Raw genomic sequence first — 9,320 nt, 5'->3', positions numbered from 1 at the left:
CCGGCAGGTGGTGCCAAACCGCTTAAAAGATTGGGGGTTATAAATCCGTTTGATTGGTCGCTTACTTTGAAGCCCATCGCCATATAAATTACCAGACTTAACATTGCTACTGATAAAACACCTCTTGTAAGTGTAATTTTTTTAACCGGACTATCAAGCGGAAACCGAAGAATTCCAAGAAAGTACAACATCATTCCCAATGCACATATAATCCAAAGAATTAAAAACAATTCATAGGGAAGTATCTTCCAGCCCATAATCATATCTGCTATGGACAAGAATTTTAGTGCGAGTGCAATTTCAATAAAACCTAAAGTCACCTTGATATTGTTCATCCAACCACCGGATTTTGGCATGGAGTTGAGCCAACCCGGGAAGGCAGCAAACAAGGCAAATGGCAAAGCCAAAGCCAGTGAAAAACCAAACATTCCAATAAGAGGCCCTATTGGTATTCTGCCAAAAAGTGTTGGCCCTCCTCCTATTGCAGTTTCAACCAATAACGTGCCTATGATGGGGCCCGTGCAGGAAAATGAAACCAACGCAAGTGTAAACGCCATAAAAAAGATGCCTAACAACCCTCCTTGATTTGAAGCTTTATCTGTTTGACTTACCCAAGCTGTGGGTAGCGTAATTTCAAAATAGCCGAAAAAAGAAATGGCAAATACTATAAACAAAACAGCAAATGCTAAGTTAAACCAAGCATTAGTGGACAATAAATTCAGTGCATCTGCACCAAAAATTGCAGTGATGAACAAACCTAAAATTACATAGATAACAATAATGGAAACTCCATAAATAATGGCATTTTTTATACCTTTTGCCTTGCTGGTACTGCTTTTTGTGAAAAAGCTCACAGTTAGTGGCACCATAGGGAATACACAAGGTGTCAACAATGCCAGCAGGCCACCCAAGAACCCGGCAATAAACACCCACCAAAAATTACTGGAGTCTTCTTTGGGGATTTCGGTGCCGTCGCAATTGCTGTTAGCGAGGGTATAATCAAACTCATAATAAACCGGTGTGCCTTCACCTGTAACACGATCTGATGTGGATTTTAAACCTTCACCTTCAAAAATAAATTCCCCCGTTTCAGGATTAAACGTAAAATCCAGCCCTGTGGGAGGTAAACATTTTTCATCATCGCAAGCCAAAAACTCAATAAAGCCTGTAATGGGTTTGCTTTTGTCAAACACTTTCACTGAAATCTCAAAACGGCCATCGTCTCTGAGTTTGATGGTTTCCATTTCAAACAACTCATCAAAACCTTTAAAAATGTTTGAGCCTGTTTCAGAGATTTCTTTAAATATTTCGAACCCTTCATAGTCATTGAAAATGACTTCTGTGGGTAATGGGCCCAATAAATCAGGATCCATTTTGTGTGAATAGATGGACCAGCCTTCATCAATGACAGCATCAAAAACAAATGTGTACACATCATCTGAAACGCCAATCAACTTTCCGGTCCAGCTTACGGGATTTTCAAATTGTGAATCGCCAAATAACTGTGGCATTCCACCTAAATTTACCAACTGTTGTTGTGCTTGTGTTTCATCAAAAAAGAACCTGAATTCCATTAAATCGGGCGGCAAGCATTTTTCATCATCACACACCATATAATACACCTCGGCATCGATAAAAGGCAAGTCAGGATTCAGTAGTTTCACATCCTGATAAAATGGAACTACACCTTGAAATTTCTTAATCATCATTTCAAAGATGGGATCAAAAATGGGGTCGCCTTCCGGCTCGATGGTACTGCCAATCAAGCTGTACTGCCCTGAATCAAATCCTATAAATTGAAATTCTGTAGGTATTGGGCCTTCGTCACCCACATCCTGTTGGGCATAGAGATACCAACCGGCATCCAAGGTAGCAGTGAAGTGAAGCCTGTAAGTCTGTTCGTCCAGTTTTTCAGCAGTAGTTTGCCATTTAATGGGGTCAAAAATCTGGGAATAACCTGAAGCAAAAATGAGTAGCGTTACAACTGATAATATAAAATTCTTCACTTTAAATCTAAAAATTTAATCGATTTGTAAATTTGAGGATAAAATACAGTGATTAATTCCACTGAATATCAGGACTGTATTTTTAAAATTCTCTTTGTTTTGTTTGTTACCCTAAAGCGGTTATCGGCTCTTAAGCCCACAACCCAAACAATTTCGTTTTCGCTGCAGAGTAACCAGGTTTTTTGCTTGGCAAGCAAAGATAACTTTTCATCTTTAAAAAATTTACTAATTTTCTTTTTTCCGGCCATTCCAAAGGGATAAAACACATCGCCTTCTTTCCATTTCCGTAAAACCAAAGGAAACTTAAGTAAATCAAAGTCAACAAAAATAATGTTTTCTGAAGAATACCCACGCTGGGTCACACTTTCAAAAGCGAGGCGAATGGGAAAATCAATTTCAGTAGTAGTCTCAGTAATAGTGAATTCAACTTCTGTTGATTCATTACCGATGGCCTCCAGAAAAAGAAAATCCCGGTCTTTCAACAAAACGTGAGAAGATGAATACACTTTTTTTCCGGGTTGGGCTGAAAGTAAGTTGTACATATCATCAAACTCCGTAAACCCAAGTGGTGAAAACAATTCAAACAGCACAGTTTTATTGTTGGGTAGTGCTTTTATTTTTTTGACTGAAAATTTATATCCGTTCTCAGTTTCCTCAGCGAGATATGTCAATAATAATGCCAGATAATCTTCTACTAAATTTCGGCTTGCAAGCAGGTTTTTTTGAGTGGTTTCAAAATTTTGTAACAGGTTTGGTACTGTTTCTTTCCATTTTGGAATGACTTCATTTCTAAGTGCATTGCGTAAATATTTATTGGATGCATTGGAACTGTCTTCACGCCAGCTGAGGTTATTTTTTTCGGCGTAAGCCAAAACCGTTTCTTTTGAAAAAGCCAGTAAAGGTCGAATCAGTTTACCCTGATTTTCTGGAATGCCCGTTAATCCTCTTAACCCGGTGCCTCTTGATAAATTGATAAGAAATGTCTCCAGATTGTCATCCAGATGGTGAGCCGTGAGTATGTATTTGATGTTCAGCTGATTTGACAATTCTTCAAACCAAAGGTAGCGCAATTGCCTGGCAGCCATTTGAATACTCATCCCGTGTTCATCTGCAAATGTTTCGGTTTCAAAAGTTTCGGTGTAAACTGGAATTTCAAGTTTTTTGGCAAGTTGAATGACAAAATTTGAGTCGGTGTCACTTTCATTTCCCCGTAAGGAAAAATTACAATGAGCAAGTGTGATTTGATAAACCGATTTTACAAGCAAATGGGTGAGCACCACACTGTCCAAACCGCCACTGCAAGCCACCAACAATTGATTGCCTTTCAAAAAAGGAAACTGATTTTTTAGATGTGCCTGAAACTCCCTAAGCATGAGATTAGAATGTTAAATCATCCAAAGTTAAAAAATCCCATTGGTTTTTATCTTTGTTGAGTGGTTTACCTAAAACTTCCTGAAATTGTGATGCATCAATACCGTAGCCTTTGGGCTTTTTAGCCTCAAGATCCTCAAAGGTGATGATTTGCCCGGAAATCATTGGTTTATTGAGTGCCAGCGATTTCTCGAAGATATTTTTCAATTCTCTGTATTCAGTGATGTCGTTTTTATTTACAGGATTAAGCATTGCTGTTGCGATATTATCAATACTTTCAACCAGTTTTTTTGCTTCTGAAATGGTGAGTGAAGAAGACGCATCCGGTCCGGTTTCATTTTCGTCCAGTTTGACGTGAAATTCCAGAATTTCGGCACCCAACATAAATGCAGACAGACACGTTTCAACTTTTGCTGAATGGTCAGAATAACCTACCCTGACCTTATACCGCTCTTTTAACTCCGGTATGATATTGAGCCCGTAATTTTCCGGTGAGGTTGGATATGAAGTGGTGCATTGCAATATGGAAAAATCAACTTTATGCGCCCTTAAAAACCCAACTGATTTGTCCAACTCTTCATAGGAACTCATTCCGCTGGAAAGGATGAGTGGTTTTCCGGTTTTGGCGATTTTTTGCAGTAATAGAAAGTTGTTCACTTCACCCGAGCCCACTTTGTAACTGTTTACCCCCATCTGTTCCAGCAAGTCAACGGCGGCATTACTAAACGGGGAAGACATAAATTCAAGTCCTTTTTCTTCTGAATAGGATTTTAGCTCTTTCCATTGTTGCAGGGAAAACTCCATCCGTTTCCAGTAGTCAAAACGGGTTTTATCAGAGGTATGCATTTTAATCCGGAAAGGCTCGTATATACTACTTTCGGCTTCAGCAATATGGGTTTGAAATTTTACGACCTGAACACCGGTTGTTGCCACTGCATCAATGTACTGCAATGCCTTTTCAAAACTTCCGTTATGAGCCTGTGCCACTTCAGCAATAATCAATGAAAGGTTGTTTTTCAAGGGTATTATTAGGTTTTTTGTTTTTTCTTCTCTGCAGCAGGGAAAAGCACATTGTTTAAAATCAACCTGTAGCCGGGAGAATTGGGATGCAATGCCAACTCTGTAGGAGCATCACCCACCCTGTGTTGATAATCTTCGGGGTCATGGCCACCGTAAAAAGTAAAAAAACCTTTTCCCTTTATTCCATGGATGTATTTGGCTTCGCCGTTGATTTTGCTTTCGCCCATAACCAAAACATTGGGTTTGACTTGTGTGGGGTCAAAAGAAGTTGTTTGCCCAAAAAAACCTTTCACCAATGAAGTATGATTTTGTACCAGCATAGTTGGAATGGGGTCCCATTTGGCTGAATAATCCATCAATGAAAAGTAATCGGTTTCACTTTTGATTTTTCTTTTAGATGTCATATCAATGGAGCTGAATTCATACACCATAGGGTCGCGTTCCAAAATAAAGTCTGTAAATGCAAATGTTTTATTGAAATCTATTTTGCTTTGGTAATTGGGTTCGCTGGGGTCTCCGTCAAACATAGGTTCGCAAATATCGACGCCTTCAGCAGCGAGGGCAATGTCAAATGAATCAGTAGCACTACACATGGCAAACATAAACCCCCCTCCAATGACGTAGTCTCTTATTTTAAGGGCAACAGCAAGCTTGGCTTCTGAAACTTTATCAAAACCAAGACTGGCTGCGAGTTCTTCAGCTCGTTTCTTTTCTTCAATGTACCATGGTGTAGTACGGTACATCCGGTAAAATTTTCCATATTGACCAGTAAAATCTTCGTGATGCAGGTGTAGCCAGTCATACAACAAGAGTTGATCATTGAGTACTTCCTCATCATAGACCCTGTCATAGGGAATTTCGGCATAAGTGAGTACCAGCGTCACGGCATCGTCCCAGGGAAGGGTTGTATCTGGGGTATAAACAGCAATGCGTGGTGCCTTTTCAAGCAAAACGGCATTCATGTTTCTTGAAGGACTTTCTATTTCTTCAAGAATCTGTTCAGCTCTTGCAGTTGAAATTACTTCAAAACTCACACCTCTAATTTGACATTCCCTTCTAATTTCTTCCACATCAGGCATTAAAAAGGAGCCCCCGCGATAGTTGAGCAACCACTGTACTTTTTGTTGTCGTTCGAGCACCCAATAAGTAATTCCGTAAGCTTTGAGGTGCTCACGTTGACTTTCGGCATCCATGGGTATTAAAATATAGGATGCAAAACTTTGTATACTAAAAAGCAAAATAAATAAAAACGCGATCTTTTTCATCTCAGCAAGATAAAAAGTTTTTGATTTATAGCAGTGAAGTTAAGCAGATTTTAACTAAAACGGAACATCGCCATTATTATCCGGGGGCAATTTGTCTAAATTGTCAAAGGTATTTGCCGAAGGAATATGCCTATCGGGCTTAAATGTATCATCATTTGCAGCGGCATTCATTGATGAATGAAACTCCTGAGGAACATTGAAATTATCCTCCAGATTGTCAAACTTACCGAGATTTCCAATGAATTTTAATCTCACTTCACCTAGGCCGCCATTACGGTGCTTGGCCACAATGAGTTCAGCCTGATTTTCGGTGGGTGTTTGGGCATCGTCGTCCCAAGTATCTATTTTATAATACTCGGGTCTGTAAATAAAAGATACAATATCAGCATCCTGCTCGATAGCTCCCGATTCTCTAAGATCAGAAAGCAAAGGTCTTTTGCTCCCTCCCCTGGTTTCAACAGCACGTGAAAGTTGTGAAAGCGCAATTACCGGTATATCCAGTTCTTTGGCTAAGGCTTTTAGGTTGCGGGAAATGGTTGAAATTTCTTGTTCCCTGTTTCCCCCTCCTTTTTGACTTCCGCCTGCTGTCATTAATTGCAGGTAATCCACAAAAATAATTTTAATTCCATGTTGAGAGGCCAGTCGTCTGGCTTTTGCTCTTAAGTCAAATATGGATAATGAAGGTGAATCGTCTATAAATAGAGGTGCTTTTTCAAGGTCTTTTACTTTTACATTGAGTTGCTCCCATTCATATTTGGTCAAGTTTCCGGTTCTCAACTTCTCTGAACTCAATTCAGTTTCAGAAGAAATCAAACGGGTAATCAATTGCACTGATGACATCTCCAAAGAGAAGAATGCCACAGGAATCTGATTGCTTACAGCAATGTTTCTTGCCATAGAAAGCGTAAGTGCCGTTTTACCCATACCCGGTCGGGCAGCAATAATAATCAAATCACTGGGTTGCCAGCCTGAAGTGATTTTATCCAGTACTTCAAATCCTGATGGAACTCCCGAGAGTCCTTCTTTATTTGAAATTTCTTCAATTCGTTTTTTTGCTTGGATAACTAGGTTTTGAGCTGTCTCTGAAGAACGCTTGATGTTACCTTGCGTGATGTCATACAATTTGGATTCTGCATTGTCCAGTAAGTCAAAAACATCGGTGGACTCTTCATAAGCATCTTCGATAATTTCGTTTGAAATTTTAATCAAACTACGCTGAATATATTTCTGTAAAATAATTCTGGCGTGAAACTCAATATGTGCCGAAGAGGAGACTTTTTGAGTGAGCTGAATCAAATAAAATTCACCTCCCACTATATCAAGATTCCCATCCTTCTTAAGTTGTGCCGCAACGGTTAATAAGTCGATGGGCTGTCCTGTTTTAAAGAGTTGGTAGATGGCCGAAAAAATGTGTTGATGGGCTTCTCGATAAAAAACATCGGGATTGATTAAATCGATGATTTCATCAACTCCTTTTTTATCAATCATCATCGCCCCCAACACAACTTCCTCTAATTCAACTGCTTGAGGAGGTATTTTTCCTTTTTCCAAAGAAATCACCTGTGATTTGCGGGTAGAAAATTCAATGTGAGGCTGTACTTTTTCCATATTGCGAATGTAAATAAAATGTTAAGATAAACTTTGAGTTTTATGATTTTAACTCTTAACAGTTCATCAACAATTTAACTGTTAATATCTTAAAAAAAATGTTGATAACCAAATAAAAATCCGATTCATTTGAACCGGATTTTTGTAATGTAGTGAAAGTATTAGTAGTTAGCTTTTGTAAGGTCCCATTTCAAAATATTTATTCATTCTTTTGTCCACTAAATCTTTTGGGGATAAGTTTTTTAACTCTTCAAATGCTTTTAAAATTTCTTTTGAAACGGTTTTAAAAGTTGTTTCTCTGTCGTTGTGTGCGCCACCAAGAGGTTCTTTGACTATTACGTCAATGAGTTTATTTTTCTTCATATCAGTGGCGGTAAGTTTTAGTGCATCTGCAGCTTGTTCTTTAAATTCCCAGCTTCGCCATAAGATGGATGAACAACTTTCAGGTGAAATCACCGAATACCAGGTATTTTCAAGCATCAAAACTCTATCTCCAACTCCTATTCCCAGTGCACCACCACTGGCTCCTTCGCCCACTATCACACAAATGATGGGTACCTGAAGCCTGGACATTTCAAAAATATTTCTGGCTATGGCTTCACCTTGACCGCGCTCTTCAGCCTCAAGCCCGGGGTATGCGCCCGGGGTATCAATAAAAGTAACAACCGGTACTCCAAATTTTTCAGCTGATTTCATTAAGCGAAGGGCTTTTCGGTAACCTTCCGGGTTGGCCATACCAAAATTACGATACTGTCTGGTTTTGGTATTGTAGCCTTTTTGCTGGCCCACAAACATAAAACTTTGGCTACCTATTTTTCCAAGACCGCCAATCATTGCTTTGTCATCTTTCACATTTCTGTCGCCATGAAGTTCTAAAAAAGTTTCACCACAGATGGCCCTGATATAGTCCAGGGTGTATGGCCTGTTGGGGTGCCTTGAAAGCTGAACTCTTTGCCATGGTGTCAGGTTCTTGTAAAGTTTCTTTTTGGCCTGAATTAACTTATTTTCAATTTGCTTACATGTTTCTGTAACGTCAACATCGCTTTCCTGACCGATTAAAGTACACTTTTCCAACTGTTCATTGAGTTCTTTAATGGGGAGTTCAAAGTCAAGATATTCCATCAGTTTTGGTTTTTTATAAAGATATACAAAGATAAAAACTTTGTTTGATTAGTGGTTGCTTAATTCATCGCTTTTTGTACTGTTGCGGGTTTTAATGATGCCATTTATAATGACCGTTGCCAGTATGATTAAAGCTCCATAGTAGAACTGGATACTCATATATTCAACATCACCTATAATAAGCAGTGCCAGTATAATTCCATAAATGGGCTCCATATTGATGGTAAGCATTACTGTGTAGGGTTTAATCCATTTCATTACATGAACCGAAGCAATAAACGCATAGGCCGTACAGGCCGAAGCAAGTATGAACAGATAGAACCAGTCTGATTTTGAAACACTGAAAAACTCAAAGTTAAAGCTGTTTGTATAGACAAAAAATATTGAAATACTAATTGTTCCAAAAAGCAACTCCCAAAAAGAGATTGCTGTTGCGGGATATTTTACGGCAAACTTTCCATTAATTACAGAAAACAATGCACTCAAAAATGCCGAGCTGAGTGCCAGAAGAATTCCGGTAAGAAATTGGGTTTCTACATCAAAAATCAGGTACAATCCAATAATGACAAAAATGCCAAACATCACTTCATACCAAATCACTTTTCTGTTATAGAAAATAGGCTCCAGCAATGAAGTAAAAAAACGCACCTGTTGAAAGCACTGCAAGGGTTACCGAAACATTTGAAACCTTGATGGCAGCAAAAAAAGTAATCCAATGAAGTGCAATTATCAACCCTGCCAAAGCAAATCCCAATAAGGTGATGGTTCTATACCTAAGGTTGATTTTTCTCCAAATCACAAAAATATAGATCAGCACCCAGGCAATCAACATTCTGTACCAGACCAAAGGTGTGGCATCAAGCGAAATCAAAGCTCCCAAAACTGCTGTGAACCCCCATATAAAAACTATAAAATGAAGGTGGAGATA

General features: G+C 38.9%; 6 protein-coding genes and 1 pseudogene. All 7 read right to left on the bottom strand.

Annotated features, from left to right (window positions below):
- On the bottom strand, positions 1-2,006 hold a 2,006-nt coding region (locus AC6F75_RS14780; RefSeq protein ID WP_500715855.1), incomplete at its 3' end, for a cytochrome c biogenesis protein CcdA.
- Positions 2,007-2,074: 68 nt separating this feature from the next.
- Entirely contained in the window at positions 2,075-3,379 is a 1,305-nt protein-coding gene (gene tilS, locus AC6F75_RS14775; protein WP_500715854.1) for a tRNA lysidine(34) synthetase TilS, read from the bottom strand.
- Positions 3,380-3,383: 4 nt separating this feature from the next.
- Entirely contained in the window at positions 3,384-4,397 is a 1,014-nt protein-coding gene (locus AC6F75_RS14770; RefSeq protein WP_500715853.1) for an N-acetylneuraminate synthase family protein, read from the bottom strand.
- Positions 4,398-4,405: 8 nt separating this feature from the next.
- The gene (locus AC6F75_RS14765) at positions 4,406-5,662 is read right to left on the bottom strand and encodes an asparagine synthetase B (RefSeq protein ID WP_500715852.1); all 1,257 of its coding nucleotides are present in this window, start codon (positions 5,660-5,662) and stop codon (positions 4,406-4,408) included.
- Between the two features lie 54 nt (positions 5,663-5,716).
- Positions 5,717-7,270, bottom strand: coding sequence for a replicative DNA helicase (gene dnaB, locus AC6F75_RS14760; protein WP_500715851.1), 1,554 nt, complete (start codon positions 7,268-7,270; stop codon positions 5,717-5,719).
- Between the two features lie 168 nt (positions 7,271-7,438).
- Complete coding sequence (locus AC6F75_RS14755; protein ID WP_500715850.1) at positions 7,439-8,392, bottom strand: acetyl-CoA carboxylase carboxyltransferase subunit alpha; 954 nt, start codon at positions 8,390-8,392, stop codon at positions 7,439-7,441.
- A 48-nt stretch (positions 8,393-8,440) separates the two neighbouring features.
- A pseudogene (locus tag AC6F75_RS14750) lies at positions 8,441-9,320 on the bottom strand (DMT family transporter); the annotation flags it as partial.

The sequence above is a fragment of the Planktosalinus sp. genome, assembly GCF_059864935.1.
Note: the sequence above shows the minus strand (reverse complement) of the source record. Positions and strands in the feature narration are given on the sequence as shown.